This is a genomic window from Streptomyces halobius (assembly GCF_023277745.1).
Lineage (GTDB): Bacteria > Actinomycetota > Actinomycetes > Streptomycetales > Streptomycetaceae > Streptomyces > Streptomyces halobius.
Genome location: NZ_CP086322.1, coordinates 5147504 through 5172666, shown reverse-complemented (window position 1 = coordinate 5172666; position 25163 = coordinate 5147504). Strand labels below are relative to the sequence as shown.

26 protein-coding genes and 3 pseudogenes are annotated in these 25163 nt (G+C 69.2%); 19 read left to right on the top strand and 10 right to left on the bottom strand.

Annotation, left to right across the window (positions count from 1 at the left end; all coding sequences use genetic code 11):
* Nucleotides 1-45 precede the first annotated feature (45 nt).
* Entirely contained in the window at nt 46-327 is a 282-nt protein-coding gene (locus K9S39_RS23495; protein ID WP_248865319.1) for a hypothetical protein, read from the bottom strand.
* 382 nt (nt 328-709) lie between these two features.
* Here K9S39_RS23495 and K9S39_RS23490 point away from each other — a divergent pair, with 382 nt between their 5' ends.
* The 5 genes from K9S39_RS23490 to K9S39_RS23470 all read left to right on the top strand — a co-directional run bounded on the left by K9S39_RS23490 (nt 710) and on the right by K9S39_RS23470 (nt 2589).
* Nucleotides 710-922 (top strand): hypothetical protein, encoded by a 213-nt coding sequence (locus tag K9S39_RS23490; RefSeq protein ID WP_248865318.1) that lies wholly within the window; start codon nt 710-712, stop codon nt 920-922.
* Between the two features lie 116 nt (nt 923-1038).
* Nucleotides 1039-1206, top strand: a complete 168-nt coding sequence (locus tag K9S39_RS23485; protein ID WP_248865317.1) for a DUF5670 family protein — start codon at nt 1039-1041, stop codon at nt 1204-1206.
* Between the two features lie 95 nt (nt 1207-1301).
* The gene (locus K9S39_RS23480; RefSeq protein WP_248865316.1) at nt 1302-1475 is read left to right on the top strand and encodes a CsbD family protein; all 174 of its coding nucleotides are present in this window, start codon (nt 1302-1304) and stop codon (nt 1473-1475) included.
* 547 nt (nt 1476-2022) lie between these two features.
* Complete coding sequence (locus K9S39_RS23475; protein WP_248865315.1) at nt 2023-2379, top strand: PRC-barrel domain-containing protein; 357 nt, start codon at nt 2023-2025, stop codon at nt 2377-2379.
* Between the two features lie 39 nt (nt 2380-2418).
* A complete protein-coding gene (locus tag K9S39_RS23470; protein WP_248865314.1) occupies nt 2419-2589 on the top strand; it encodes a hypothetical protein in 171 nt (56 codons plus the stop codon).
* A 721-nt stretch (nt 2590-3310) separates the two neighbouring features.
* Here K9S39_RS23470 and K9S39_RS23465 read toward each other — a convergent pair.
* The 4 genes and pseudogenes from K9S39_RS23465 to K9S39_RS23455 all read right to left on the bottom strand — a co-directional run.
* Entirely contained in the window at nt 3311-3484 is a 174-nt protein-coding gene (locus K9S39_RS23465; protein ID WP_248865313.1) for a hypothetical protein, read from the bottom strand.
* On the bottom strand, nt 3466-3807 hold the full coding sequence (locus tag K9S39_RS23460) for a hypothetical protein (RefSeq protein WP_248865312.1): 342 nt from the start codon (nt 3805-3807) through the stop codon (nt 3466-3468). The genes K9S39_RS23465 and K9S39_RS23460 overlap by 19 nt, the downstream gene beginning before the upstream one ends.
* A 74-nt stretch (nt 3808-3881) precedes the next feature.
* Nucleotides 3882-3989: pseudogene (locus tag K9S39_RS43060) on the bottom strand (hypothetical protein); the annotation flags it as partial.
* 28 nt (nt 3990-4017) lie between these two features.
* Nucleotides 4018-4194, bottom strand: a pseudogene (locus K9S39_RS23455) (helix-turn-helix domain-containing protein); the annotation flags it as partial.
* 162 nt (nt 4195-4356) lie between these two features.
* Here K9S39_RS23455 and K9S39_RS23450 point away from each other — a divergent pair.
* A pseudogene (locus K9S39_RS23450) lies at nt 4357-4443 on the top strand (VOC family protein); the annotation flags it as partial.
* A gap of 44 nt (nt 4444-4487) precedes the next feature.
* Nucleotides 4488-5240, top strand: a complete 753-nt coding sequence (locus tag K9S39_RS23445) for an amidase family protein (RefSeq protein WP_248865311.1) — start codon at nt 4488-4490, stop codon at nt 5238-5240.
* Here the strand turns inward: K9S39_RS23445 and K9S39_RS23440 are convergent.
* Entirely contained in the window at nt 5158-5376 is a 219-nt protein-coding gene (locus K9S39_RS23440; protein ID WP_406708155.1) for a transcriptional regulator, read from the bottom strand. The two genes, K9S39_RS23445 and K9S39_RS23440, sit on opposite strands and share 83 nt — an antisense overlap.
* Nucleotides 5377-5453: 77 nt before the next feature.
* The gene (locus K9S39_RS23435) at nt 5454-5924 is read right to left on the bottom strand and encodes a hypothetical protein (RefSeq protein ID WP_248865309.1); all 471 of its coding nucleotides are present in this window, start codon (nt 5922-5924) and stop codon (nt 5454-5456) included.
* A gap of 525 nt (nt 5925-6449) precedes the next feature.
* Here K9S39_RS23435 and K9S39_RS23430 point away from each other — a divergent pair.
* The 12 genes from K9S39_RS23430 (at nt 6450) to K9S39_RS23375 (ending at nt 19618) form a co-directional block, all read left to right on the top strand.
* Nucleotides 6450-7181 (top strand): DedA family protein, encoded by a 732-nt coding sequence (locus K9S39_RS23430; protein WP_248865308.1) that lies wholly within the window; start codon nt 6450-6452, stop codon nt 7179-7181.
* On the top strand, nt 7178-7855 hold the full coding sequence (locus K9S39_RS23425; protein ID WP_248865307.1) for a response regulator: 678 nt from the start codon (nt 7178-7180) through the stop codon (nt 7853-7855). Before K9S39_RS23430 ends, K9S39_RS23425 begins: the two co-directional genes overlap by 4 nt.
* A gap of 370 nt (nt 7856-8225) precedes the next feature.
* Nucleotides 8226-9299, top strand: a complete 1074-nt coding sequence (gene lxmK, locus K9S39_RS23420; protein WP_248865306.1) for a class V lanthionine synthetase subunit LxmK — start codon at nt 8226-8228, stop codon at nt 9297-9299.
* Nucleotides 9296-10267, top strand: coding sequence for a T3SS effector HopA1 family protein (locus K9S39_RS23415; protein ID WP_248865305.1), 972 nt, complete (start codon nt 9296-9298; stop codon nt 10265-10267). Before lxmK ends, K9S39_RS23415 begins: the two co-directional genes overlap by 4 nt.
* Nucleotides 10268-10333: 66 nt before the next feature.
* Nucleotides 10334-10540, top strand: coding sequence for an LxmA leader domain family RiPP (locus K9S39_RS23410; RefSeq protein ID WP_248865304.1), 207 nt, complete (start codon nt 10334-10336; stop codon nt 10538-10540).
* 58 nt (nt 10541-10598) lie between these two features.
* Nucleotides 10599-10775, top strand: a complete 177-nt coding sequence (locus K9S39_RS23405) for an LxmA leader domain family RiPP (protein ID WP_248865303.1) — start codon at nt 10599-10601, stop codon at nt 10773-10775.
* A gap of 12 nt (nt 10776-10787) precedes the next feature.
* The gene (locus K9S39_RS23400) at nt 10788-11918 is read left to right on the top strand and encodes a methyltransferase (RefSeq protein ID WP_248865302.1); all 1131 of its coding nucleotides are present in this window, start codon (nt 10788-10790) and stop codon (nt 11916-11918) included.
* Nucleotides 11915-13744 (top strand): ABC transporter ATP-binding protein, encoded by a 1830-nt coding sequence (locus K9S39_RS23395; protein WP_248865301.1) that lies wholly within the window; start codon nt 11915-11917, stop codon nt 13742-13744. The genes K9S39_RS23400 and K9S39_RS23395 overlap by 4 nt, the downstream gene beginning before the upstream one ends.
* Nucleotides 13741-14703 (top strand): LLM class flavin-dependent oxidoreductase, encoded by a 963-nt coding sequence (locus K9S39_RS23390; RefSeq protein ID WP_248865300.1) that lies wholly within the window; start codon nt 13741-13743, stop codon nt 14701-14703. Before K9S39_RS23395 ends, K9S39_RS23390 begins: the two co-directional genes overlap by 4 nt.
* The gene (locus tag K9S39_RS23385) at nt 14700-16220 is read left to right on the top strand and encodes a flavoprotein (protein WP_248865299.1); all 1521 of its coding nucleotides are present in this window, start codon (nt 14700-14702) and stop codon (nt 16218-16220) included. Before K9S39_RS23390 ends, K9S39_RS23385 begins: the two co-directional genes overlap by 4 nt.
* A 29-nt stretch (nt 16221-16249) precedes the next feature.
* Nucleotides 16250-18865, top strand: coding sequence for a M16 family metallopeptidase (locus K9S39_RS23380; RefSeq protein WP_248865298.1), 2616 nt, complete (start codon nt 16250-16252; stop codon nt 18863-18865).
* 507 nt (nt 18866-19372) lie between these two features.
* Nucleotides 19373-19618: a hypothetical protein gene (locus tag K9S39_RS23375; protein WP_406708154.1), complete on the top strand. Its 246-nt coding sequence runs from the start codon at nt 19373-19375 to the stop codon at nt 19616-19618.
* Here K9S39_RS23375 and K9S39_RS23370 read toward each other — a convergent pair.
* The 3 genes from K9S39_RS23370 to K9S39_RS23360 form a co-directional block, all read right to left on the bottom strand.
* Nucleotides 19615-20781: a glycosyltransferase gene (locus K9S39_RS23370; RefSeq protein ID WP_248865297.1), complete on the bottom strand. Its 1167-nt coding sequence runs from the start codon at nt 20779-20781 to the stop codon at nt 19615-19617. The two genes, K9S39_RS23375 and K9S39_RS23370, sit on opposite strands and share 4 nt — an antisense overlap.
* Nucleotides 20778-23615 carry a bifunctional glycosyltransferase/CDP-glycerol:glycerophosphate glycerophosphotransferase gene (locus K9S39_RS23365; RefSeq protein WP_248865296.1) on the bottom strand — a complete coding sequence of 946 codons (2838 nt, stop codon included), beginning with the start codon at nt 23613-23615 and terminating at the stop codon, nt 20778-20780. The genes K9S39_RS23370 and K9S39_RS23365 overlap by 4 nt, the downstream gene beginning before the upstream one ends.
* A gap of 1113 nt (nt 23616-24728) precedes the next feature.
* Nucleotides 24729-25082 carry a winged helix-turn-helix transcriptional regulator gene (locus K9S39_RS23360; RefSeq protein ID WP_248865295.1) on the bottom strand — a complete coding sequence of 118 codons (354 nt, stop codon included), beginning with the start codon at nt 25080-25082 and terminating at the stop codon, nt 24729-24731.
* Nucleotides 25083-25163 lie beyond the last annotated feature (81 nt).

Sequence of the window (25163 nt, the reverse complement as noted above, 5' to 3'; positions counted from 1 at the left end):
GTCCTTGCCTGGCTGGAGCCGGTGGCTGCCGGTCCACTCCACGGCTCACCCGCGGCGTTCGTGGTCCCGACGGTCCTCGCGCCGCCAACGCGCCTGGTTCTGACGGCTGTAGCGGCGGTCCCAGCGTTCCAGACGATCCCGGCGCTCCCGGTAGTCCCGGTAGTCCCCGAGATCGGAACTGCCGCTACGGCTCCGGCCTCCGCCACGATCACGGCCGTGGTGGGTGACGCCGTAGACCAGCGCCGCCGCGGCCACCACCCACCAGATGGGATTGAGGAAACCGAAGCCGAACAGGGCCACGATGAGGACGAGAAGCAGGACGAACACAGAGGGCCTCCCCGGGAGCGTGACACAGCGTCGATACCGGGGTCTGGGGCCTCACCCCACAGCGTAGTACTCCCCAAAGGATGCGTATACCGTGCGACGTCAGCGCGTCCTGTCCGGCAGGGATGGCTACTTGACACCTGTCGGGGAACTGCTGCCAGGGCTAGCGTGGGACAGGCCGCCCCTGCCCCCGGCAGCGTCGCACCGCCAACGCGCCCCCCGAGGGCGCACCCTGCGCATCGGTGCCGGAACCCGCCGCGTCACGAGCGAGGCTGTTCCCCGTACGCGCCCATCGTCACGCGATCCCGGCACGCCCCGATGCGCCCCGAGCGGGCACCGATCTGCTGCCCGCCACGTCGCGCACATCCCACACCAGGCGGTACACATGTACGCGCTGATCGTTCCCGCTTCGGTCCCCTTCGTCCTGCTCGCCACCGTGCTGGGCCTGTCCTGGTGGGAGGACCACATCCTGCCGACGCCGCCGGCCGGGCCGGTCGAAGCCCTCGCCGAGGCTCCGTTCACCCCAGCGGCCCCTGCCCAGCCCCCAGAACTCCTCAGTATCGATACTGCGTTGACAAGGGACGTTGCCGGGCGTTGACTGGCAGCACGGCGTAGGGCTATGCCACTCCGGATCATTCGGTTGCAGCATTCCACCTTCCCGCTTCGCCCGGACCCCGCGGAATCAAGGCACCCCCGCGATCTGGAGGCCCGGCAATGCTCTGGATTCTTCTCCTTCTGCTGATCCTGGTGGTCTTCGGGTTCGGCTTCACGACGCAGATCCTGTGGTGGGTCGCGGCCGTCCTGCTGGTCCTCTGGATCGTCGGCTTCGCCAAGCGCGGGCGCAGCGGTGGCCGCCGCCGGTACAGCCGCGGCCGCAGGTAATCCACTCCACGCCCCATCTCACCCCGCGGGAACGACGGCCTGTACGGCGATCACGCCCGGGAGCCCCTCCAACCGCCGACACACAGAGGACAGTCATGAGCATCGGACAGACGATCAAGCACAAGACACAGGAATTCAAGGGCCGGATCACCGAACGCATCGGCCGGACCACCTGCAATCGGGGACTGCAGCGCGAAGGCAGGACCGATCGGGTCTCCGGAAGCCTGAAGCGGGCCGGAGACAAGGCCAAGGACGCGTTCAGGCGCTGACCACATGCGCGCCGGGTGGTGCCCACGTCGAGTGGGCACCACCCGGCCGACCCCAACACCCAAGGGACAGACAGGAATTGACGGAAATGAAGCAGACCGACGTGCGAACCGAGAGCCAAGGACAGCAGCCATGTTCACCGTCGCGATCAGCGATCAGCGAGGCCACGGCCCCACCTGCCAGGGGTTCGCGCCGCAGCGTGGTGGTGGCGGAGACGAAGAGGTATCCGGTGAGGACGCCGAGCCACGCCAAGGTCAGGCCGAACACGGCGAAAAGCGGCGAGGGCGGTCGTGGTCCGCAGGTCCTGGCCGGGTGAACGACCGATCACGCGACGTAGCCGACCGAACCAAGATGAACGGTTCGCGGCACCGGAAGGCTTCATCAGCATGCCTGTCGACTACCACGGTCGAAACCCTTGCCGCGCGAGGGCACGACGCAGAGATCCCCGGATTAACCTGGAAGAACAAAGGGCTACCGAGCTCAGCGCGCGGCGACTGTTCGCAGGGGGCGGCTCGCACCGGCCCTGATCAACGGCTCAGGAGGCAAGCCATGATCCATTCAGCCGATATCCGCGAGTGGCGCAACCGCAGCGTCGTCGACCCGAAGGGCCACAAGATCGGCGCACTCGAAGCGGTCTACGTCGACACCACCACCGACGAACCGGCCATGGCCACGGTCCGCACCGGACTCCCCACCCGCCACCACCTGGCCTTCGTCCCCCTCGACGAGGCGACCCTCGGACCGGACTACGTCAAGGTCTCCTACACCAAGACGCTGGTGAAGAAAGCGCCCTCGGTCGGCATGGACGACATCCTGCCCGCCGAGTCAGAGGAAGCGATCTTCCAGCACTACGACATGCCCTACCAGACGGGCGCAGGCGGCGAGCGGCAGCTCGCGCGCCGCTAGATCGCCCGCGCTCAGCCGCCCAAGGGAGGCGTACACGTCATGGCCCTCTTGCTGTTTCTCGTTCTGGTCGCCGTCGTGCTGGGAATCATCGGAGTTGTGGCGGAGGGGTTGGGCTACTTGTTGATCATCGGCATCGTGGTCCTTGTGGCTGCGCTGGGTCTCGTCGCCGTGCGCTGGTCCCAGCGCACCGGTCGCCGCCCCATCCGATAACGAACGACACCCGGTATACGCCCGAACCTCATCCGGGACGAAGAGGTGGCCGGTTCAAGTCCGCCCCGCTACGACTGCCGGCTATCGACCTCCCGACCCGCGGGAGTCCGGCGGCTCCTAGCAGCCGGGCCACAGCGGCATTTATCCGTCTCGCACCACTGCCGCACCAGTAGAGGCGGTCAGCCACGAACAACCGGAGGCGCAGACAACAGCCCCGGCAGGCCGCGCCTGACAACGCCATGACCTCTGACCTGCGGTGACACACCCAAGCCCCTGTGATTCCCAAGCTCAGAGCGCGGGTTCGATTCCCGTCACCCGCTCCAAGCAGAAGACCCAGGTCAGTGACCTGGGTCTTGCTTATTGTCTAGACCATTTTGAGGCCGCGTGCCATTTGCGTGCCATAAGGGTCCGATCAACGCACGGAGTTGGGATCCGCAAGCCCCTCCTGAACTATTCGATTGGCTGGCATCTCGAGTCGCGAAACGGAGTTTTTCTGGCCTACGTCACGTAGCGATGGGTGGTCTGCAACGATGCACCTGCGAACACTCCCCCTGGCACTGCCACGACCGAGGCAGGTACGACGAAGGCCGGGCCGACTGCTCGTCGCCCCGGCCCCTGGCCGCCGGCGAGGACCTACTCCAGTACGGGGTCTCCCAGGATTCCGGACGCTTGCGCGCCGCCTCGTGCGCTACCCCTCTGGCTTTGCTTTCGAGGAACATGGTCAGGTGGGGCGCGAGGAGACGTGCAGTGGGCAAGCCTCGGCGCCCTGCCCGGCGGACTTCGTCCACAGCCGCAGTGGGGCGGTCGCAGAGGGCACAGCGCCAGGCATCGAGGCCGCCGTGGTCTCGGTGAAGGCAACAGCGTTGATCTCGCGGATCAGCGGCTGGAGGGCCACGCTGGGGCTTCGCCCTTCTCCGGGGCGTCGATGAGCCCATAACGCTCCAGCCCGAAGAGGGCGGTGTCCAAGGCAACTTGGGTGACGCTCTCGCCGGTGGCCTGTTCCAGCAGGCTCGGAGTAAGCAAAGACAGCGGAATGGGGACTTCAGCCATCAGTGACAGCAGCCGCAGTAACGGCTGTGCCAACCGCCGGCTTTCATCGTCAAGTTGGTCCAGCGACAACTCCCAGGTGTACCGGACGAGCGTCCGGGCCACCTTCGGGTCAGTGGCGTTGGGGTCCTCTGCGCCGAGCAGCCAGAGCCAGCTGTCCCCACACCACATCCGACAGATTGTCCTGCCCAGCCTGTGCCGCTTCCAGCACGTCGCGCGGCAGCCACACGCGATTGCCACTTGTGTCAGGTGTTCGGCCAGACCAGTCGAGTCACCCAGCGGATCCAGAACACCGCGAAGCCCTCGCGTTCTGCCCGCCCCGCGAAGGCCACGGCCAACGTTGTCTTACCGACACCGCCCGCCCCGCGACAGCACTACGAATCTTCCACTCGGCCGACGCAGCATCCGGCGCACTTGGTGGCTGAGCGCGGACTGGACGACGTGGCACCGCTCGGCGGCGCGGGTGAAGCTCGCGGTCTCCGCCACCGCGAGCACGTAGCGCATCTGCTGAAGATCCACTGGCCCATCGTGAAACACCATGGACCGGATGACAATCATGTGTTGGACCGATGGATGCCTGCTCAGCAATGCTGAAGTCAACGACGGGCCACAGCAGTCAGCGACCAGCCACCGCCCTCGGCCGGCGAGGTCCGGGGCCGTGGGCCCCGCCGTACCACCACCGGCGCCCGGCGCCCCGACCCCGCGGAGACCCCCCTACGCGTGATCGCCCTCGACCACCTCGTCCTGAACGTCGCGGACATCGAGCGCTCGCTCACCTTCTACATCGTCCTGCTGGGGCTGGAACCGTGCGGGTGGAGCCACCAGCTCTTCCCCGTGGACGGACCCGGTCGGTGGCGGACCTGCGGGCGGCCTACGAGGTGCTGGCCGGCACGGACCCGCAGGACCCGCGGGCTGTTCCGGCACCGCTGTACGGGCCGCGGCCGGAGGCGCCGGTGCGGGTCGGCGTGGTGACCGACCCCGGCGGCCGGGGTGACGTCCACCCGGACGTGCGCGCGGCGATCGAGGCGGCGGCGGCCGCCCTGGAGGACGCCGGGCACCCGGTCAAGGAGGTGGAGGTGCCACGGCTGCAGGACGCCCTCGACGGCTACGGCGCACTCCTGCGGACCGAGTTCTCCCTGGCCTGGCCCATGCTCAGGCGTCTGCTCACCGACGACAGCGCCCGCCGCATCGAGCTGGACACGCAACGCCACCCGGCCGTCGGCCTGGAGGAGTACCTCCGGCAGACCGGCGTACGCCTCGGCGTCCAGCGCGCGTGGGCCCGCTTCTTCGAGCACTGCCCGCTGCTGCTCGGGCCGGTGTCCACACAGCCGGCACCCGAACCTGTGATACCGCGGACCCCGGAGGAGCACGACGCGACGATGACGCCGATGCGGCTGCCGACCGCGACGACGTACGTGGGGGTTCCCGCCGTGGCCGTGCCCACCGGACTCGCGGCCGGCCTGCCGCAAGGTACTCGCGAGGGCTCGCTGCTGAAGCGTCCCGGTCAAGGCATCGGGGCTTTCACTGGTCCGCTTGTGCCATCTCGACAATGCGGCGAAGTTCCGCGATGTGCCCGGCCAGTGCCTGTCGGCCTTCGGGAGTGAGCGCGAGCCAGGTACGCGGATGAGAGCCACGGACCTTCGTAACGGAGACATAGCTGGCCACCTGCAGGACCTTGACATGTTTACTCAGCACCGAGTCGCTCACCATGAGCGCATCGCGGACTACGGAGAATTCCATGGCGTCTACGGCGGCGAGGGTGGTGCAGATCCGCAACCGGTTCGGCGCGTGAATTACCTCGTCGAAAGCCGGGTCAGTCATCGTCCTGCCTCGATGTCGTGCCGCGCGACCGCGTCGACGCGGTACCCCACGACGATGGTCAGCACCCCGACCACCAGCCCGGCGCCAGCGATGGCGAAGTGCACCCCCGTGCCCCACTCCAGGTACATCCCGGTCACGACGGCGAGCAGGGAGGTCAGCGCGTAGATGCCGAAAAGCCTGGTGGCTCCGGGAGTGGCCGTATAGCGGTCGAAGGAGACGCCCGTCGCCCGCCGGACCGCCAGACCGAGGACGACCACCACACCGACGAGCAGAGGAACGGCCCACGAGGCCATGCGCAGGCTCATCGAGAGGAACAGCAGCGCAAGCGTGACCCCTATCCCCACGTGGTACCACCAGGGGCTGGCGACGTGTATCGCTGCCTGGGCCCGGGTCGCGGCGACGGAGTCGAGGGCCTCGCGTGCGGAACCGGCGTCCAGGCCACGGGAGTTGCGTGAAGTGTTTTCCATGATGGAAAACACTACAAGACACTTTCCATCATGGCGAGTGGCGGTGTCGGCGCGGGCGATGACCACGCTGCACCGAGGCGACCTGGCGTATACTTTGCGATCGCTTGGTGTACGCTTTGCGACCGAGGTGGCACTCAAGGATAGTGACAAACGGGCGTCAAAGTGACCGAAAAGGCGTTGGAGTCACCCTTACGCATATGCGAACATCTCGAATGCCGTATGACCGCGACCAATGCTTCATCTGGTAAGAGCAAGTGGGGGACGCTGAAGCATGTTTGTTTTACTGTCACAGATGGACTGGTGCGGAGCACGTCGCCAACGGCCATTTGCCGCTCTCTGACACTTGCCGCCCTCTGAAGCGTTTCCAGCCAGGGGCCTCGCGGTGAGTGATCACATCGATCACTATTCCGAGCATTCTGCCGCATTCCTGGCTGCGTGAAATCTTCTAGCGAAACAGTAGGGCACGGCTGCCGTGACCGCGCTAACTGACTTCGCTTCACATACGTTCGTACTGCGAGGTCCCGCTTGACCACCGAGACCCAGCGCGATCGTGTCGGCAAATCCCGTCCTCTCGACAAGTCTTGGCTGCCGTGGGGCGGTGCACCTTCGTCGAAAGACCTTTTTTGCTGGTACGGCATCTGGCTGGTATTTGCCTATTCGTTCGCTATGTGGCCGCTCAAGCCATGGTTGATCGGCACAAACCCCGTATTGCTGGAGGCGATGACCGGCGCGCAGAGCGCCATGACCGCCGCGGGCGCGTTCGCCCGTGTCGGCGAAGCCCCCCTGGCCCTGGCTGTGGCCGCCGGGATCTTCGGGATGATGAAGTTTGCCTGGGTGTTCTGGTTGGCAGGCCGGCTGTGGGGCGAGAACATGCTGCGGCTCCTCGCGGGTCCCGCGCAGGAAGGTCGAGCCAAGCGCCGCCTCGGCCTGCTCACCCGTGACACACCGGCGAGGCGGTGGCTCATCGGCGCGGCCGTCGTGCTGGAAAAGGTACCGATGGTGCCGGGTCCGCTGGTGTTTGCCTCGGCCGGCTGGGTGGGCATGCGCCTGCCGACTTTCCTCTTTCTCAATCTGATCGGCGCGGCCGCCTGGACCGGGCTCTATACCGGCCTCGGTTACGCCATCGGACAGCCGGCAGTGGAGATCGCCGAGACCATCACAGATCAGGCAGTGTGGATTTCCCTGGCCGTCATCGTCGGCGGCCTTGTCGTGCAGACGGCGATGAGCCGCTTTCGAGCTGCCAGGAGACGGTCGTGACCCTCATTCTCATCGTCAATGACGATCCTCTGCTGCGGGCCGGACTTCGGATGATCATCGAGTCGGCCAACGACCTTGAGGCCCAGATCGCGGGCGGAGCCGAGGCCCTCGCCGAGGCGCGGCGCTGCCGCCCCGACGTCGTCCTGCTCGACATCCGGATGGGGGCCACGAACGGCTTCGCACTGCTCAAAGACCTGCTGGAGCTGCCCAACCCGCCCCGTGTGGCGGTACTGTCCTCGCCCGCCGCCGGCAAGTCCGTTCTCACCGCCTTGCGTATCGGGGCAGCGGGCTGCCTGCTGAAGGACACCGGCCCCGAGGAGCTGCTGACGTCGGTACGTGCGCTCGCTGTCGGCAATACCGTGCTGTCCACCCTTGCCGCTTCCCTCCTGATGGCGGAACTGGAGGAAGAAGTGGAGCACTCCGACGCCTCGTTGGAGGCCCGCCGGATGACCGCGTCGCTGAGCGCGCGGGAGCACGAGGTGCTGACCATGATCGCCGAGGGGTTGTCCAACGCCGACATAGGGCGCCGGCTCACGCTGGGCACCGGGACGGTCAAGGACTGCGTCAGCGACATCTTCAACAAGCTCGGGGTCGTCAACCGCGTACAGGCGGCGGTGATCGCCTATCGGGCGCGGCTGCCCATGGGCGTTCCCCCGACGACCAGCGCTGCTTGACGGCAGCGCCCCCGCGCTGTCTTAGGGCAGCACAGCGCACGTCCTGTGAGCTCCGGCGGTGACACCGTCCGGAGCTCACCGCATTCCGGGGGCCCGCGGCCGGCCAGTGGTTCCGGCACACCAGTCGACCGACGCCATCTCTCCCCATTTCACCGCCACTTGGCTGGCGACAACCGACCAATGGCGGCTGGTCCGGCACACCGGCACCGGGAAATACTTGTCGCAGCAACAAGGAATGAGCTTGCAGAGCCGACCGCAAGCTCATGAGAACGGGGGAGAAATGCCGGGACTTGACCTGGGCGGGCCCGATGGAACCCGCACTGCGGACCCAAAGGAAACGCAGACGAAGGTCACACCCACATTCCGGCCGGTGGATCTGGACGCGTTCCCCGAAGTGGATGCCCTGCTCAACCGGCTGGGCTTCGGCGCCTTCGACCGTACTTCGGTGTCCGCGCCCGTGGGTCGGAACCACGCATGGTCCGGGCGTACCGCGAGCGGCCGCCGGGTGTTCGTGAAACACCTTGTCGGGGCCGAGCCGGATATCCGGGCCCGGATGCGGCGGATGCTGGCATTCGAGCATTTCGTCGGGACCGTCTCCGAGCTGACCGGCCACGTTCCGGCGCTGCTCGGCCACGACGAGGACGCGGGGCTGGTGGCCTTCGAGCACATCGAGGCCGAGAGCGGTGCCGAGCTGATGGTCGACGAGACCTTCAGCGAGGAACTGGCCTTCACCGTGGGGCAGAAGATCGGCGCGCTGCACGCCGCCTCCCCGGCCGGCGAGATGGACGACACCCTGCCCGCACTGCCGGACCCGCGCCTGCTCCATGCGCTTCCCCTGGCCACCTACAACGAACTCAGCTTCGCCGAGCTGGAGGCGTGGCGGCTCATGCAGCAGGACGCCGCGCTCCGCGAGGGCCTGGAGAACCTGCGGAAGTGGGAGGACGAGGCTCCCCGCGTCCCCTCCCACTGCGACTTCCGGGTGGACCAACTCCTCCTGGTGGACGGCGGAACTCCCGTCATCGCGGACTGGGAGGAGTTCCGCCTCGCGGATCCGGCCCGTGATGTCGGTGCCTTCGCTGGTGAATGGCTCTACCGCTCGGTTCTCGACATCGTCACCAATCGGGGCGACGGTGATGTGCAGTTCCCCGATGTCGAGCTGACCCATGAGCAGGTCCTCTCGCGCGGGGCCGAGAAGATCGAGCGCCTGCTCCCCCTCATTCGTCAATTCTGGCGCGGCTATCTGACGCGGCGCGCCGCCGACCCGGGATTCGGCGCGCGGGCCACGGCATTCGCCGGCTGGCATCTGCTCGATCGACTGGTCGCCGGTGCCGCTCAGGCCCAGCGGCTGTCCGGAATCGAGCGAGCCGCCGCGGGAATCGGCCGTGGCGCGCTGATCACCCCGCACAGGTTCGCCATCGTTCTCGGATTTGAGGCAGCGTCATGAGTGACATTCCCGTTGCCCCCGCGCTGCTCGAGGCCGCCGCCGTCCACGTAGCCCCGGACCGCTCCTGGGCGACCGTGGGGGAGCGGCGGATCGAGGCGGAGACGCCCAGGGAGTTGCGGCGGCTGCTGTCCGACGCGCTCTACCACGAGCTGCACGCCGGGCTGTCCCTGGAGAACGGATCGCTCCCCTTCCGGCTGCGCGACGCCGCGTTCGAAGCGGAGCTCGCCAAGGGCGTGCCGCACCGGAGGACGACCGCGCGCGGCCTGGTACGGGAGACCGGCCGGAACGCCCACGTGGTCGACCTCGGCGGGGTGCGCGTACGGGTACCGGCCGACCGGGTCCACGCCGACGGCACGGTCTCCACCGGCAGCGTCGTCGACGTGGTCAACACCTCCATGCGGCCCGGCCTTTCACCGGGATTCTTCCTGGTCGAGGGGGAGCGGCCGCACCGATCCGCCGACCTGCTGCGCGTCTACCTCCACATCACGGAGTGGACCGCAGCGCGCACGGTGTGGCAGACGGCGCTGGAGCATCTGGAGGCGCGCCAGTGCACCTACCGGGCGAAGGTGGTCTCCAGCAAGCTCCTCTACCCGCGGCGCGACGCCCTGGTCGTCTACCTGGACGAGCGGGACGCCCACGCCGCGCGGGGGCTCGCCGAAGCCGTCGGTGACCTGCCCGGCCTCGGCACGGAGACCTCGGTCTTCACCCGCCGGCTCCGTCCCGGGGTGGCCATGGCGTGGGAACCGCGTGACACCTCGCCCGGCATGGGCAGCCTGAGCTTCGGCCAGCACCGGGCCAGCGTGCTGGCGAAGGCCCTGGTGGAGACGGCCGACAGGCCCGGCTCGTTCGCCGAGGTCCTCCACGACCGCCTGGTCGAGGCCAACATCGACCCGGCCGACCCGTCGCGGAACGCGGACTCCCCCGACCCGGACCGCACCCCCCACACAACCGATCAGTCCCCGAGCTGAGGTGCTTTCCAGGGGGCGTGATCGCGCCTCCTGGATTCACCTCAGAATCCGTTGAAAGGGATATTCATGGAAAACAAGAGCACCGTCATCACCGACCTCGTCGCCGGATACAGCACTTACACCGAGGCCGGCGAGCTGAACGTCAGCGCCGCCGCGGGCGCCCCGGCCACCACCTACATCTGCGCCTCGGTGGCCATCTCCCGCACCAGCTCGGTCAAGTGCAGCGCCGCCGTCAGCGCCGCCAGCGGTGCCACCTACGAGTGGACCTGCTGAGCGGTCCCCATCGCACCTTCCATCTCAACCACTGCGCACTGCCGAAAGGAGTGAACAGATGAAGACCACCGCAATCATGGAACTCGTCGCGGGCTACGAGGCATACGCCGACTCCGACGAGCTGCAGATCGACGCGAACGCCGACGCTCCCGCGAGCACCCCGGTCTGCGGGGCCGCGACCGTTTCGTGGGCGGCCAGCATGTTCTCGGCCAAGACCGTCAGGGACGGCTGCTGAGCATCCCCTCCGGTGACCGGAACTGACACCCGGTCATCCGCCGGTGCGGGCCGCCGCCACGCGGCCCGCACCCGGCCCTCGTACACCGTCGTCACCGCAACACACCTGGGGGCACTGACCATGGACGACCTCGCTCGCGTCGAGCACCTCGCGGAGCTGGCCGACCTCGTGCGACCGGCCGCGATCCGTACGGCGGCGACGCTCGGCGTGGCCGACCACATCGCCGCCGGGGTGCACGACACCACGGGCCTGGCACGGCGGTGCGAAACCCGCGCCGACGTGCTCGACAGCCTGCTGCGCTATCTGGCCTCGCTCGAGCTGCTGGACCGCGACGGGAACGGCGGGTACGTGCTGCGGGACGCGGCAGCGCCGTTGCTGTCGGATCACCCGCTCTCCCTGCGCGAGGCCCTGCGCCTGGACGGCGTGACCGGCAGATCGGACACGGCGCTGCTGGGCCTGGTCCACACGGTCCGGACCGGCGAGCCCGCGCACGTGGGCCTGTTCGGCCGCGGCTACTGGGACAGCCTCAACGAGGACGCCACCCACGTCGAGGCCATAGAGCGCGCCGGTCTGGGGCAGCTGGTGTTCGACGCGGAACTCATCCGCGACGCCTACGACTGGTCGGCCGTGCGCAGCGTCGTGGACGTGGGCGGCAACACCGGCGCGATCCTGACCAGCCTGCTGCGGCCCCACCCGCATCTGCGGGGCACGCTCGTCGATCTGCCCAGCGTGGCGCGGGTGGCCGCCGGGAACATCGCCGGCGCCGGTCTGGAAGACCGGTGCGAGGTGGCGCCCGGCAGCTTCTTCGACCCGCTGCCCGCGGGCCGGGACGTCTATCTGCTCTCCGCGATCCTGGGTGACTGGGACGACGAGCAGGCGGTGCGGATTCTGCGCCGCTGCGCCGAGGCCGCGGGCGAGACCGGAAAGGTCCTGCTGGCCGACGTCAACCTGGAGATGGTCATGCGGGGCGAGCGGGCGGCCCGGATGGAGCTGCTGCTGCGCGCCATGATGCCCACGCCGGTACGAACCGTCGAGGAGCTGAGGAGACTCGGGCACGAGGCGGGCCTGCGCGTGACATGGGAGGGGCCGGTGACCCCGGTCAGGTCGTTGATCGAGTTCTCGGTCCAGGAGTCCCGGGCATGAGCGCGCCGGTCACGAACACGGACGGGTCCCCCGAGCGGCTGCTCCTGCTGCGCGAGATCTTCGGCGGCCGACGCCTCCAACTGGCGGGCGTCCTGGTGCTGTCCCTGGCCGCCACGGCGGCGACGCTGGTGCTGCCGTGGACGGTCGGCAAGCTGCTGGAGGCGATCCAGAAGGACGACGGCCTCACCACGTGGACGTGGCTGATGGTCGCGGTCGGCCTCGGCTCCGCCGCCGCCAGCGCCGTGGCCACCTATCTGCTCTCCCGCATGGGCCACCAGCTGATCGGGCGGCTGCGGGTCCGCAGCATGCGCCACTCCATCGGCCTGGGGCTGCACGCCGCCCGCCAGGAGGGCACCGGAAACCTCGCGACGCGGCTCACCGCCGACGCCTCCGCGGTCAAGAGCATCGTCGACATCGCCCCGATCCAGCTCCCGATGTCGCTGGTCACCCTGGTCGGCACCATGGTGATCATGGGCGTGCTGGACTGGGTGCTGCTCCTGATCACGCTCGGGGCCTTCCTCGTGGCGCTGGCCGTGGTCGCCGTCGTCGTGGTCGCCCTGCGCCGCAAGTACGTGGCGATCCAGGACCAGGTCGGCTCGCTCACCGAGCACTTCGTCGCGACGATGGAGGCGCTGACGGTGATCAAGGCGCACCGTGCGGAGCGCATCGTGTCGGCCGAGCTGGCCAACCGCGCCGAGCGGGTCGCCCGGTTCGAGGTCGGCGCGTCCGCGTTGGAAGCCCTGATGGTGCCCATCATCAACCTGGGCCAGCAGATCGCCCTGGTGGCGGTCATCCTGGGCGGCGGCGCCCGGATCACCAGCGGTGACCTGGAACTGGGCACGTTCGTGGCGTTCCTGCTCTACCTCTTCCAGCTGACCGCGCCCCTGATGATGGCGATATCGGCGACCAGCACGATCCAGATGGGCCTGGCGGCCCGTAAGCGCTTCGAGGGCCTGTTCGCCCTCCCGTCCGAGGAGCTTTCCGCCGGGCAGGCGCCCGGCGGCTCCCAGGCCCCCGGCGACTCCCGGGCGCCGGTGGCCGGCGCCCCCGCCGTACGCTTCGAGAAGGTCGACTTCGCCTACGGCGAGGAGCCCGTCCTGCGGCAGGTCGATCTGACCGTCCCCGCCACCGGGCTGACCGCCATGGTCGGGCTCTCCGGCTCCGGCAAGTCCACCGTCCTCGGCCTGGTCGAGCGGTTCATGGTCCCGCGGCAGGGGCGCATCGAGGTGTTCGGCCGCGGCGCGGACCAGTGGTCCCTGGCCGAACTGCGCGGGAGGCTCGCCTACGTCGACCAGGGCGCCACCCTGCTGCGCGACACCGTGCGCAACAACCTCACGCTCGGCCAGGAGCAGCCGGCATCCGACGAGGTCCTGCTGCGTGCGCTGCGGGACGTCGGCCTGGAAGCGGAGATCACCCGGCTGCCGGAGGGGCTGGACACGGTCCTGGGCGGTACCCACGACCTGTCCGGTGGCCAGCGGCAGCGGCTGGCGCTGGCCCGGGCGAGCCTGTCGGACGCGCCGCTGGTCCTGCTCGACGAACCGTCCTCGCAACTGGACAGCATCAACGAACTGCGGCTGCGCAAGCTCGTCGACGACATCAGCCGGGACCGGGCCGTGCTCGTGGTCGCCCACCGCATCTCCACCGTGCTCCACGCCGACCACGTGATCGTGATGGACGGCGGGCAGGTGACCGCCCAGGGCCGGCACGAGGACCTGATGCGCACGAGTCCCATGTACGCGGAGCTGGTCCGCGGACAGGCCCTGGGGACTTCCGGCAACGGGACTTTCGAGAACACGACCGCAGTCCTGACTGGAGGCAACCGATGACCACGTACTCGATCATGGCCCCGATCGTCCCCTTCCGCCCGGAGCAGTTGCTGCCGTACGCCGCTCTCACACAGTGGAGCGACGCGCACCGGATCTGGCAGGGCCAGGCTCTGGGCAACGACCCGTTCCAGGACTTCGCGCACGCAGCTGCCTGCGGCTTCCGCGTGCCCACCGGCACCGGCGTCACCCTGATGCCCCTGCGCCACCCCCAACAGGCCGCCATCCAGGCCCACTCACTGGCGGTGGCCAGCGGCCATCCGGTAGTGGCCGGCTTCGGGCCGGGCGCGGTCGTGTTCCAGAAGAACCTCATGGGGTCCCCGTACCGCAGCCAGCTCGGCGCCGTGCGCGAATACGTCTCCGTGATGCGCGCCCTGCTTGAGAAGAGCGAGGTCGAGCACGTCGGCGAGTACTTCACCTGCCACTCCAAGCTCCCCGCCGCGCCCCGGCCACCGGTGGAGATCGGCCTGGGGGTCCTCCGCCCCCGCATGGCCCGGCTGGCCGGGGAGGTCGCCGACGTCGCGATCACCTGGCTGACGCCGGCCGGGTACGTCCGCGATGTCGTGGTGCCCGCGCTCAGGGCCGGGGCCGAGGCCGCCGGACGCCCCGTGCCCCGGGTGGTGGTGATGGTCCCGCTGGCACTCGCGGCAGCGGAGCGGAACCCGGTCGAGCTGGCGGCGATCAGCAACACCGGCCACACCATGCTGCCGCACTACGCCGACATGCTGCGCCGGTCCGGCATCGAGACGTCGACCCAGGATCCACGCGGCAACGCCGAGGCGCTCCTGGCCGGGGATGCCTTCCTCTATGGCGACAAGGCAGAACTCGCCGACCGGCTGCGGGAGTACGTGGACGCGGGCGCGGACGAGATCGTCCTGAACGTCACCGGGGTGCACATGAAATACGGTGAGCGCGCCTCCCTCACGGAGCTGGAAACCCTGCTGGAGGCGGTCGCTCGATGATGGACGAGCCGTATGCCGAGGTTCCCGACCTGGGCCTGAACCGGCTTCTCGTCGTCGTCACGGGGTCCGCCTACGCCTGGTCCACGCCCTACTGGCTGGAGTTGCTGCGTCAGCACTGCCCTGGGCTGGAGGTCCGTGTCGTCCTGACGCGCAGCGCGGAACGGTTCGTGACACGACAGGCCGTCAGCGCGCGGGTGGACGGCGCCGTCTTCGCCGATACCTGGCCCGAGGACGAGGCCGCGGCGCTGCACGTCGAGTGGGCGGAGTGGGCCGAGGCCATCCTCGTCTACCCGGCGACCCTGCACTTCATGGCACGCCTCGCGCTGGGGTTGGCGGACGGCCCGGCCCTGTTGGCGGCTCAGTGCACCCGGGCGCCGGTCGCCGTGGCGCCCGCCCTGCCGCCGGGCGCCCTGGAGGGCGCCGCGGTGCGGCAGCACTGGGCGGCCCTGGCGGCCCGGCCGAACGTCGTGCTGGTGCCGCCCGTCGCCGGACGGAGCCTGACCACGGGCCGCGAGGACGCCTGGGTGCCGCCGCCGCTGCCCGAGGCGCTCCGGCTGATCGTGGAGCACCGGGCCGGGGAAGCCGCCGGAACCCCTGGAGACCCGGGCCCTGAGCACCTGAGCTCCGAGCATCTGACCTTTGAGCACCCGCCGGCTGGCACCGAGTTCGGCACCGGCCTTCTGAGGACGTCCGTCCAGGAACTGCCCACCGGTGGCCGGCGCTGGCGCCGCGTGCCCGGCCCGCTCGCTCCGAACCCGTTCCAGGCCGCCGGGGGCGAGGTGTACCGACTCCTGGGCGCCATCGGCGACTTCGGCAAGTCCCGGATCACACTGGGCGACGCCGATGGCGCGGTCCGGCTCTACGACGTACGGGGTGAGGTCACCGCCGCACGTCTGCTCCTGCGCCGGGAACCCGGCGCCGAACTGGCGGAGCCCCTGCACGACATGGGCCGCCTGCTGCGTGCCGTCCACGATCTGGAGCCCCCCGCGGGGCCGGGGACCGGGCCCTCCCGCGGACTGACGCGGCTCGGCGACTGGCTGGCCGGCCGTGCCGCAGACCCCCGCGCGGCCTGTGTCCAAGGACAAGTGCGTCGGAGCCTCGGCGAGGCCCGCTGGGCCCAGGTGCTCGCCTGGCACCACCGGACGGTGACCGATTCCGGCACCACGCTCGCGCACGGTGCGGCCGGCCTCGGGTCGCTCGTCGTCGACCGCGACTCAGGCGGCGTCGACCTGCTCATCGGCGAGGACGTCTGCATGGCGCCGTGGTACGTCGACCTGGGCTGGGTGGTCGGTGAGCTGGTCGAGCTCCAGTGGCAGGTCGGCGGCGACAAGGGAGCGTGGCAGTCGCTCACCGACGCGCTGTTCGAGGGGTACGGCCGCGACCTGGGCCCGGAGTGGAAGGAGATCGCCGCCCTGCGGATCCTGCTTCACGTCCATGACATCGCCGCCTACCTGGACGACTTCGACCACGGCTTCGATCACTACTGCGATTTCCTTCGATTTCTCATCGATCTCTGACAGAGGAGGGTTCTGTGGTCGCGGGCAAAGTGCATAAGGTAACCCTCCGGAACGGCCTGCGGGTGGTGTTCGAACGCCATCCGGGATCTCCGCGCACCGCGGTCTGCGTCCACTACGGCGTCGGTTACCGGTCCGAGGAGCCCGAACGGGAGGGCTTCGCCCATCTCTTCGAGCACCTGATGTTCCGCGGCAGCGCCAGCCTGCCGCCCGGCCGCTTCTTCGAGCACATCCATCCCCTGGGCGGTCGGTCCAACGGAACCACACACCAGGACTACACCGACTACCACCAGCTCGTCCCTGCGGCGGCGCTGGAGCGCGCGCTGTTCAGCGAGGCCGATCGGATGCGGGCACCGGTGTTCACCGAGCAGACACTGGCCGAGCAGCTGGACGGCATCGAGGAGGAGATCCACCAGGCGGTGACGGCGCGCCCGTATGGGGGGCTGCCGTGGCCACTCCTGCCCGGCGCGGTCTTCGACCGCTTCGCCAACGCACATGACGGCTACGGACGGATGGACCAGCTCCGTACGGCCACCGTCGCCGCGTGTGAGGAGTTCTTCCACACCCACTACGCGCCTGGCAACGCGGTGCTCACCGTCGTCGGCGACCACGACCCCGACGAACTGCTGAACCTGGTCGAGCGGCATTTCGGCGACATACCGCCGCGCCCGTTCGCGCCCTCGCCGGACCTGCGCGAGCCCGGCCTCACCGAAGACCGCTGGCAGACATGCACCGAACCTGCGGTGACCGCCGCGGCGATCGCGCTCGGCTACCGGCTGCCCGACCCCCGCACGGACATAACCGGCTACCTGGCACATGCCGTGCTGGCCGAAATGATCAGCCATGACGGGCTGGACGGCCTCCAGGCGGTGTCGGCCGCCTGCGGTGTCTTCGGCATGCTCGACGCCAAGGACCCCGACCTCCTGGTCATCACCGCGCTGGTGCCCCCGATGGTCCCGCCGCGGCAGGCGGTGGGCACCATGACCGAACGGTGGGCCCCCTGGGCGGACGCACCGGACCTCGCGCGGACACAGCCTCAGGCGGTGCGACGCCTGATCACGCGGCATCACCGCGAGCACGCCGACGCCTACACCCGCAGCCGCGCCCTCGGCCGCCTGGAGCTCCTGCTCGGCCGCGCCGAGCTGCTCGACGAGTACCCCGCCCTGCTCGCCGACGTCGCCCCGGAGCAGGTAGCCGACGCCGCCCGGCACATGGGCACGACAGCCAAGGGGATCCTCATCATGGCTCCCGGGACCACGCGGACCCGCCCCGCCCCGGTCCGCGACGCCGGTTCCGGGCAGACGGCGCCGGGGTCCGCTCCCGCGCAGACCGCGGCAGTGGCAGCTGATCCCGTCACCCCGCCAGCGGCGTCGGGCGGTGCGGCGATGAGCGCCCGTCCGGTGCCGTCGCTGGCCGTACAGCCGGCACCCCGGCATGGTCCCTGGTGCGAGACCACGCTCGCGGGGGGAACCCGCGTCGTGGCCGTCCAGGACCGTCGCTCCCCCCTGGTGGAGCTACGGTTGCGGCTGCCACTGGGCGAGCTGGGGTGGCAGCGGCCGGACGAGGCCGATGTCCTGGTCCGTCTGCTGGCCGGGCGTGACGGCGCGGCAGCCCGTACGGAGGCCGTGGGCGGGAGCTTCCATGTGGCCACCGACGGCCAGTGGTTCGACGTCACCGGATACACCACCTCGGGCACGGTCGGCCCATGGCTGGAGCGGCTCGGCGAACTGTCCACGCCGGTGGACGGCGTGCTGCTACCGCAGACACGACCACTGTGGCATCGCGACCCCGAGGTCCTGATGGACACCGCATTGCGCCGGCACTGGCTCGGCGGCGCCCGGCCGATAGCCGCCCCCGGTGACCTCGGCGCCGTGCACCGGACGATCCTGCGGAGCGGCGGCGGCTGGCTGGTGGCCGTCGGCGCCCTCGATCCCGAGCGCTTCACCGCCGACATCGAACGGGCACTATCCACCTGGCCCTCTGGACAGCCGACCCGCCCGGCCGCGGCGGCCGTGGGGACCGTGCCGCCGGCCGGCGGCCTGCTGGCCCTCCATCACGACGCATCGGACGAGGTGCACATCACCCTGAGCTCGCCGGAACCGGCAGGCGACATCACCGCAGCGGCGCGCTACCTGGCCACAGCGGTGGTCGGCACCCACTACCGGTCCCGGATGCCGGCAGGGCCACTCGGCGCCGACCTCGACCACGCGCTCTACGCCGCGCGTGACATCTGTCTCGGCGCCTCCCGCGCCTACATCAGGGCGGCCCTGCCCGAGGAGGGCGCGGCGGAGGGCATCGTGGGCGTCCAAGAGGCCCTGCGGACGTTCCGCACCGACCCGGTCAGCACAGCCGAGCTGGAACCGATGCGCACTTTCTGCGCCGCCCAGCTGCTCGGAGCCTTCGACTCTCCGGCCGCCAAGGCCGACCTGCTGCGCGATTGCGTGTCCGCTGGCAGACCCGTCGACTGGGCCGAGCGCCTGCCGGACCTGCTCCACCAGGCGACGGCGGACGAAGTCGCCGCGGCCTGCGGCGAACTGTTCCCCGTGGACGCCATGACCTTGGTCGCACTCGGCAGGTCCGGACCGACCACCGCGGTGACCGAGGCGTGGGCGCCGACGGCCCGTACGACGACTCCGCGGCCAGCCTGAGAAGCCGGTACCGGAATGGGCGACCGAGTCGCTGAAGACGGTATACAGCGGTCACCAACGGACAACAATCAAGCGGTCCGCCATGCACGAAGGTGGACGTTTTCACAGGCCAGGGCCGCGCATGGCACCCTCCCGCCACAGGATTCCCAAGCTCAGAGCGCGGGTTCGATTCCCGTCACCCGCTCCATAGCGAAGGCCCAGGTCAGTGACCTGGGCCTTACTTGTTGTCTAGACCTTTTTGGGTCGCGTGCCATTCGCGTGCCATAAGGGGCCGATTAATGCACGGAGTTGGCATCCGCAAGCCCCTCCGATGATTCGACCGGCCGTTATCTCGAATCATGAGTCGCATTTTGCGTGACCTGCGTCCCGTGCCACTGAGTGGTCTGCAACGATGCACCTGCGAACACTCCCCTGGCATTGGCGCAGTCGAGGCGGGTACGACGACCGACCGACGGCCGGCTCCTCGTCACCCTCACCGGGTCCGCCACCTTCCTCCGGCTGCCCCGCATGCGCGAAACCCTCGAAGCGCTCCCCCACAACCTCCCGGTCGAACTCGACCTCTCCGAGGTGCGCCACCTCGACCACGCCTGCCGCATCACACTGGAGAGCTGGGCACAACAGCGGGGAACCACATCGGGACGCTTGCGAAAGTCATCCACTCAAGCCCCATCCACTGTCACCCCTCGCCCGATGCCGGGCGAGGGGCAGCGCCCTCGCCATGCGGGCGCGCCGCAAGTGAAACGCGGAGGCTAGCGGTCTATCTCGTCGAACAGCGCCTCCCAGCGGTCGAGTACGACGGGCAGTTCGAGTGAGGCGACGTGGTCGCGTGCTGCTTCGCCGTAACGCTTGCGCAATGCCGTGTCGTCGACGAGGGGCCGTAGCCCGGCGGCGAATGCGGTGGTGTCGCCGGGCTGCACCAACGTGCCGGTGCGGCCGTCGTCGATGAGCTCCCGTACTCCTGCGGACAGGTCGAAGCTCACACAGGGCACGCCGCAGCCGGCCGCCTCCGCGAGTGCCATGGGCCGTCCCTCGCGCTCGCTGGTGAGCGCCAGGACCGACAGTTCTCGGTAAGCGGCGGCCATGTCCTTGACGCTTCCGCGGAAGCGGACCCGCTCGCCGAGACCGAGGCGGGTGGCGTGCTCGCGCAGCGTGGCTTCCTGGGGGCCCTCGCCGAAGAGGTGAAGTTCCCAGTCGGGCCGATCGGCGCAGGCGGTAGCGAACGCGTCGATCAGCCGGTCCAGTCGTTTGACCGCATCCAGGCGGCCCACTGCCCCGATGCGCTGCGTGTTCAGCGGGGCCGGTGCTTCGATGTGGAAGGGCAGCGGGTTCGGAATGACGTCGGCGTTCGGCAGGTGCCGTGCTTGGAATTCGGCGGCATCGCCCTCGCTGAGGAAGACCGATTTCTCCAGCCGGGGGTAGTGACGGTGAATCAGGCGGAGGTTCGCCGAATCCTGGGCCTGGAGGAACGACTCGTGGTACTGGCCGATGCCCTTGAGATGCGGCCACCTCACCCCGGCGAGCCAGTCCGCGGCCCAGGGCGAGCCGATGATGAGGTAACCGTCCTCCACGGCGCCGAACCGGACCCTCAGACGCGTCCGTGCCCGGTCTCGTTCGGCGCGGGCGGCGCGGGCGCGGCGCAGCTGGGCCGGACTGAGCCGCTCACCGAGGCGCCTGGCGTGCCAGGGCGGGTCCGGGGGACGGCTGTAGAGGGTGGTGTGCCGGTACGCCGGCGTTTCGTGGTACCGGTGCGGCTCGGAGCTCGGGCGGATACCGATGAGGTCGATGCGATGGTTGCGCTCGGCGAAGCCCTGGGCGAGGGTGTGCAGCACGCGCTGCGATCCGCCCATCGAATCGACGTCGATGCCGATGATGAAGACATTGCGGGGGCTTCCGGTGTGACGGATGTGACGGTTCATCGGTGGCCACCTTCGAAGAACAAGTCGACGACGGTTTTGCTCGCCCGCCCCGTTTCGTGGGTGTTGAACATGGTCTGGAAGTGGGCGTACCGGTCGGCCCATTCCTCTTGTACGCGGTCCAGATCGCGCAGCGCCTCGGCCAGTTGCCGCGTGGTGGTCAGCATCGGGCCGGGCGCGATGTCGGGCAGGCTGTAGTACATGCCACGCGAACTGTTGCTGTACTCCTCGTAGTCGTCGGTGAACAGCAGGATGGGACGCCCCAGGTTCGCGTAGTCGAACATCACGGATGAGTAGTCGGTGACCAGCGCGTCCGACGCGAGGAGCAGGTCGTTGATGTCGCAGAACGGGCGGCCGTCACGCAACACGTGCGCCAACTCCCTTGGTATGGCGAAGCGTTCGTAGTAGTGGGGACGCACGACCACGGTCCACTCGCGGCCGGACCTCTCCACCAGTTCCGCCAATTCCACCAGGTCCACCCGGATGGATCGGCCTGTGCCGCGCTCCCCGTCACGGAAGGTCGGTGCGTAGAGGAGCAGTTTGCGCCCGTCCGGGATCTGCAGCCGGGCGCGTACGGCTGCGGCGCGGTCGCGCTGTTCGGGTTCGTTCCAGCGCACGAGCACGTCGTTGCGCGGAAGTCCGCACCTCAGCAGCCGACCGGTGAACTCGTTGGCCCGGACGAAGGTCCGCACGAATTCTTCACTGGGCGAGATCAGGACATCCCACCGGGAAATCATGTCCCGGTGCTGCTGCTGCCGCTCCTGGCCGCCGAAGCGCAGCTCCGGTGCGTCGAAGCCCATGTACTTGATCGCCTGCCCGTGCCAGGTCTGGAGATAGCGGGTCTCGGGCCGTTTGGCGTAGGTGGAGGGGAAGCCGTGCGAGTCCACCCAGTAGCCGGCCCGGGCCAAGGTGCGGACGTACTCCCAGCTGCCGCGCTCGACGAGGCGCACATCGTCCGGGAAGGAGGAACGGTCGCCGGAGTAGGACCAGACAGGGCGTAGCGGCAGCCCTCGACGGACCAGTTCTTCGTAGATGTAGCGGGGGCTGTCGGCGTAGCCGTGGCCTTCCAGGGCCTCGAAGAGGACCAGCTCCTTGTCCACAGGGAGTCTCAGCAGCTCGTGATAGGCCATCGCCTTCGCCCCCGGCCCGGTGAGCTTGCGCTGCACCCGACGGGCCTTGCGGCGTACCGGCTCCAGGCGAGGCGCCAGGACCTCGGCGAGGGCCAGCGCGCCGGACCGCGTCCAGGTGAACTCCAGCCGTCCCGCGCCCCTGCCTTCGCACCCCACCCGCACGACGTGCCCGGCGAGCGAGCCGTGCAGCGGCAGGTGCGCGCACAGCGCGGGGACGTCGCCCGTGGCGAGAACCATGTCGGTGCGGGTGGTGCCCACTCGCGTGAGCGCCACTACGGGATGCCGACGCCCCTTGAACCCCTTCGAGCCCAGGGGTATGCGACGGAGGTCGAGCTCGATCTCTGCGGTGTAGACATCCGGCTCGCCCGGGTCGGGGGTGTACCGGAACGGGATTTTCAGCGGTTCACCGGTCGCGGAGAGCCACATCTGGGCGGTCACCTCCGCCGGGTCGGCGAGCAGGCGCGCCGGGTCATACGTACGGAGCGACAGGCGCACCACGGGGCCTGCCGGTGCCAGCGTGTCCACCTCGTGCCGGACGGGTGCGGACTCGAAGGGCTGATCGTCCAGCCGCCACTCGCTGATGTCCAGCGCGTCGGTGCTGTCGCCGTCCGGGACGGAACGGCCCCAGAACACGCGTCCCGCCTCCCTGGTCACCCGCCGAGGGGCGATCCTCGGGCGGTCGAGACTGCGGGCGCACTCGATCGCCTCGTCGAGGCGTCCTGAGCGCAACAGGTGCTGGCAGATGCGCTGTTCGCGGGGGAGCGCGCCGACTGCCTCCGCTGTGATCTCACCAAGATAGGGAGTCACCACCTCGGCGAACCGCTCGGTCCACTCCCGACTGCGGAAGGGGAGGTCGCCGAGGTAGAGGCGCAGGTCGTGACGGAGAAACTTCTCGTCCTTCGCCGGGCGCAAGTCGGCGTTTCCGCTCTCTTCGAGGAAGCTGTCGATCAGTCGGGCCACCGCGACCCGGTCCCTCACGTTCTGGAGTTTGTGGCGGCTGGAGGAGATGGAGAGAGAGGCCGGATCCGCCGCGAGTCGCCAAATGTAGACCGGCCATGGGACGACAGCGAAGCTGCGAGCGAGTGTGAAGGCCCTGGCTGTGAACAGTTGGTCCTCGTAGTGGATGCCTTCAGGGAAGCGCAGTCCGTTGCGAGCGAGGAAGGCCGCCCGGTACAGCTTGTTCGTGGAGAGGTGGTCGTGGAAATACTCCGGCGCCTCGCGCACTCCTTGGACGAGGCGCACGGTGTCGAAGAGTTCCGGGTACCACAGCCCGCTGGTATGGGTCTCCTCGAAAATCCGGGTCGTCTCGCCGGTGACGAAGTCCGCTCCGGTCCGTTCCGCCGTGAGCAGCAGCGATTTGCAGGAGTGCCTGGGGAGTTCGTCGTCGCTGTCGAGGAACATGACGTACGGCGCCCGTGCGACTGCGACACCCGCGTTACGCGGTGCACTGCACCCCCCGCTGTTCTGTGCCAACCGGAGGTAGCGGACCCGGGGGTCGCTCGCCTTCAACTCCTCCGCGACAGCCGACGTACTGTCGGTCGAGCAGTCGTCGACGACGATCACTTCCAGATTGCGAAGCGACTGCTCCAGCACCGACCGCACTGCCCGAGGCAGGCGATCGGCATCGTTGTAGACGATGACGACCACCGACACATCGGGCACCGGCTCCTCGTCCCGCGGGCTTTGCCGATCCTGATCCTTTGGCATCGCAACGTGCTCCTCAATGACGGCCGGCACAGCGTCCGGTCATGGTGGGCGAGCGTGCGGGGCCCTGTGGGCCAGCGGTTGTGAGTACCACGCATATAGCCGCCGAGAGCCGGAACCGGGGTATCGGTTCGCCACCTTCAGCAGCACCACAAGCAGCAGTGCGCTCCCGGAAACCGCCCGATGCAGGGCATTGCCACCCGCCCGGCGCGGCCACACCGACCGACGGCGGCGCGCGGCCCCGGCGGTCCACCCGCAGGCGACCAATCGCCGCGGCCGGCCCGGAGCGTCCCCGCAACCAGGTCGTCGGCCATCAGCGCAGCCACCCCGCACCTTCGGCCGTATTCATCCGCGCCTCCAGGCAACCTCGGGCCATCTGCACACAACCGATGACGACACGTGCCGTATGAGAACGATTTACGCACAGTTGGCCTATGCGGGCCATCGGACGCCGACGGCGGCGGCTCATGCAATCGGCCGATCCAGTGAACGCGAGCACGGATCAGCGGCTCGTGGCACGGCCGCCCAGGCCGACCACGGCTTGGAACCCGGCCTCCCTGTTTCCGTCGGGTCGGCTGAGCTGGAGCAACTGTGGCTATCGGCTTCTCGGCCCGCGTGAGTCCGGCGGCTCCTAGCAGCCGGGCCACAGCGGCATTTATCCACCTCGCACCACTGCCGCACCGGTAGGGACGGTCAGCCACGGGCAACCGGGGCGCAGACGCCCCCGGCAGGCCGTGCTCGGCAGCACAACACTCCGCTGACCTGCAGTGACACATCCGGAGCCGCTGTGATTCCCAAGCTCGGAGCGCGGGTTCGGCTCCCGTCACCCGCTCCATGGCGAAGGCCCAGGTCGGAGACCTGGGCCTGGTTCGTTGCCCCGGCCTTTATCGGGATCGCCGGACCTCCGCGTGCCCCAACTCGCCCGAATGCCCTGCTCGACGAGCCGTCGGCGCGTGAAGACAGCACCCCCCAGGCCGACTTGCCTCGAATCGTGACCCGCATTTTGCGTGACCTGCATCACCCGACCATGGAGGCGTGCAGATTCGCAGACATTGATCAGCGGGCCGGACCCCAGAGGGCGGCGACGAAGTCCCGTACATCCGGCCGGACTGACGGTCAGCCGGATCGAGCCGGGCGCCCGGCCTCCTCGGGGAGCTCGATCCACTCGACGGCCCAGCGGTTCAGAGCGAGGAGCACCTGCCCCAGGGCGGCGCCCTTGTCGGTGAGGGCGTACTCGATCCGTACGGGGGTGGTGCCGTGGACCCGTCGGGTGATCAGTCCGTCCGCTTCGAGGTCCTTCAGTCGCTGGGAGAGCAGTTTGTCGGTCATGCCAGGGACCGCGGCGGCGATCTCGTTGAAGCGGGCGGAGCCGGCCAGGAGTGCGCGCAGCACCGCGCCCGCCCAGCGGCGTCCGATCATCTCGACGGCCTTGGCGTAGTACGGGCAGTACGGGCGCAATGCGTCGTCCATGTGCGCTCCTCCTTTTTCCCTCGTCTTCATCCATCCCCCCTCCGAGAGTAACTATCTTCCGGATAGCGGATGGCGCCGAAC

Excerpts from the sequence above, each read along its gene's own strand:
- K9S39_RS23410 (WP_248865304.1), top strand. The coding sequence starts at position 10,334 with ATGGAAAACAAGAGCACCGTCATCACCGACCTCGTCGCCGGATACAGC.
- K9S39_RS23440 (WP_406708155.1), bottom strand. The coding sequence starts at position 5,376 with ATGGAATTCTCCGTAGTCCGCGATGCGCTCATGGTGAGCGACTCGGTG.
- K9S39_RS23365 (WP_248865296.1), bottom strand. The coding sequence starts at position 23,615 with ATGCCAAAGGATCAGGATCGGCAAAGCCCGCGGGACGAGGAGCCGGTG.
- K9S39_RS23390 (WP_248865300.1), top strand. The coding sequence starts at position 13,741 with ATGACCACGTACTCGATCATGGCCCCGATCGTCCCCTTCCGCCCGGAG.
- K9S39_RS23360 (WP_248865295.1), bottom strand. The coding sequence starts at position 25,082 with ATGGACGACGCATTGCGCCCGTACTGCCCGTACTACGCCAAGGCCGTC.
- K9S39_RS23475 (WP_248865315.1), top strand. The coding sequence starts at position 2,023 with ATGATCCATTCAGCCGATATCCGCGAGTGGCGCAACCGCAGCGTCGTC.
- K9S39_RS23460 (WP_248865312.1), bottom strand. The coding sequence starts at position 3,807 with ATGTGGTGTGGGGACAGCTGGCTCTGGCTGCTCGGCGCAGAGGACCCC.
- K9S39_RS23485 (WP_248865317.1), top strand. The coding sequence starts at position 1,039 with ATGCTCTGGATTCTTCTCCTTCTGCTGATCCTGGTGGTCTTCGGGTTC.
- K9S39_RS23415 (WP_248865305.1), top strand. The coding sequence starts at position 9,296 with ATGAGTGACATTCCCGTTGCCCCCGCGCTGCTCGAGGCCGCCGCCGTC.
- K9S39_RS23490 (WP_248865318.1), top strand. The coding sequence starts at position 710 with ATGTACGCGCTGATCGTTCCCGCTTCGGTCCCCTTCGTCCTGCTCGCC.
- K9S39_RS23395 (WP_248865301.1), top strand. The coding sequence starts at position 11,915 with ATGAGCGCGCCGGTCACGAACACGGACGGGTCCCCCGAGCGGCTGCTC.
- K9S39_RS23370 (WP_248865297.1), bottom strand. The coding sequence starts at position 20,781 with ATGAACCGTCACATCCGTCACACCGGAAGCCCCCGCAATGTCTTCATC.
- K9S39_RS23385 (WP_248865299.1), top strand. The coding sequence starts at position 14,700 with ATGATGGACGAGCCGTATGCCGAGGTTCCCGACCTGGGCCTGAACCGG.
- K9S39_RS23375 (WP_406708154.1), top strand. The coding sequence starts at position 19,373 with ATGCGCGAAACCCTCGAAGCGCTCCCCCACAACCTCCCGGTCGAACTC.
- K9S39_RS23470 (WP_248865314.1), top strand. The coding sequence starts at position 2,419 with ATGGCCCTCTTGCTGTTTCTCGTTCTGGTCGCCGTCGTGCTGGGAATC.
- K9S39_RS23480 (WP_248865316.1), top strand. The coding sequence starts at position 1,302 with ATGAGCATCGGACAGACGATCAAGCACAAGACACAGGAATTCAAGGGC.
- K9S39_RS23435 (WP_248865309.1), bottom strand. The coding sequence starts at position 5,924 with ATGGAAAACACTTCACGCAACTCCCGTGGCCTGGACGCCGGTTCCGCA.
- K9S39_RS23405 (WP_248865303.1), top strand. The coding sequence starts at position 10,599 with ATGAAGACCACCGCAATCATGGAACTCGTCGCGGGCTACGAGGCATAC.